1 protein-coding gene and 2 pseudogenes are annotated in these 1,048 nt (G+C 71.9%); 1 reads left to right on the top strand and 2 read right to left on the bottom strand.

Annotated features, from left to right (window positions below):
• A pseudogene (locus GRX66_RS19285) lies at positions 1-278 on the top strand (GNAT family N-acetyltransferase); the annotation flags it as partial.
• Between the two features lie 158 nt (positions 279-436).
• Here GRX66_RS19285 and GRX66_RS19280 read toward each other — a convergent pair.
• Together GRX66_RS19280 and GRX66_RS19275 are read right to left on the bottom strand one after the other, a co-directional pair.
• Complete coding sequence (locus GRX66_RS19280) at positions 437-667, bottom strand: glycerophosphodiester phosphodiesterase family protein (RefSeq protein ID WP_233745725.1); 231 nt, start codon at positions 665-667, stop codon at positions 437-439.
• A pseudogene (locus tag GRX66_RS19275) lies at positions 664-1,048 on the bottom strand (glycerophosphodiester phosphodiesterase); the annotation flags it as partial. The pseudogene GRX66_RS19275 and the gene GRX66_RS19280, both read right to left, overlap by 4 nt.

Here is a 1,048-nt window from a genome sequence, read left to right as displayed (position 1 = left end):
CGTTCCGCACTCGCACGTACGAGCGCGAGGACGAGGACGGCGTCGAACAGACGTGGGCGGAGTACGGCGTCGCCGCGTGGGCGAACCGCGAGGTCGCCGCGGACCTGCTCGCTGCTGTCCGCCGGGACGCCGCGAGCGTGGACGCGGACCGCACGCGCGTGCTGATTCCCGAGGACGTCGAAGCGGTCAGCGACGTCGCCGTCACGCGCACGGACATCGGCGACGAACCCGACTTCGTGATGGCCGCTGACCTCACCAGCGACTACCGGAGCCTGTAGCCGACGTCGCGCGTCGGCTCCGAACGACGACACCGAGACGATAGGGTATCGGGGTCCTGGGGCGTCGCCGCCGCTACTGCTGTCAGTACCAGGGAGATAGCGTCGCCGCCGCTACTGCTGTCAGTACCAGGGAGATAGCGTCGCCGCCGCTGCTACGGTCAGTACGGGGACGCTAGCGTGGTCGCGTCCGGGTAGTCCGTGACGCCCGGATAGTCCGTGATGACGCCGTCTGCGCCCGCCGCCTGTGCCGCCACCGCGTGTTCCCAGTTGGCGACCGTCCACGCGTTCACGCGGCGGCCGTCGCGGTGGGCGTGCTCGACGACGTCTTCGGTGAGCGCATCCACGGACGGGTGGAGCGCGCGGCAGTCGAACTCGCTGGCGCGCGTCAGCCCGCGGTCCGCGTCGATGCACAGCGCCGCCCGGGGGGTGTCCGGGCGACTTCGACGGCGGCCTCCAGCGCGCCGTCGAACGAGGACGAGTAGACGACGGGCGCGTCGCAGTCCGCGAGGGCGTCGTGCACGCGCTCGACGAACGGCCGCCACTCGCTCACGTTCGGGCCGTCGAGGCCGATGCGGGCGTCCTCGCTGCCGGGATTCTTCAGTTCGACGTGGAACTCCACGCCCGCGGGCACGAGGGCCGCGACCTCCGCGAGCGTGGGCACGTGTTCGCCGCTCCCGAGCACGTCCGCGTCAGCGAGTTCGTCCGGGCTGGCGTTCCAGACGAACCCGTCGCCGTCCGTGACGCCGCGGGAGTCGGCGCCGTCGTCGAGG

The sequence above is a fragment of the Halobacterium bonnevillei genome, assembly GCF_009831555.1.
GTDB lineage: Archaea > Halobacteriota > Halobacteria > Halobacteriales > Halobacteriaceae > Halobacterium > Halobacterium bonnevillei.
Note: the sequence above shows the minus strand (reverse complement) of the source record. Positions and strands in the feature narration are given on the sequence as shown.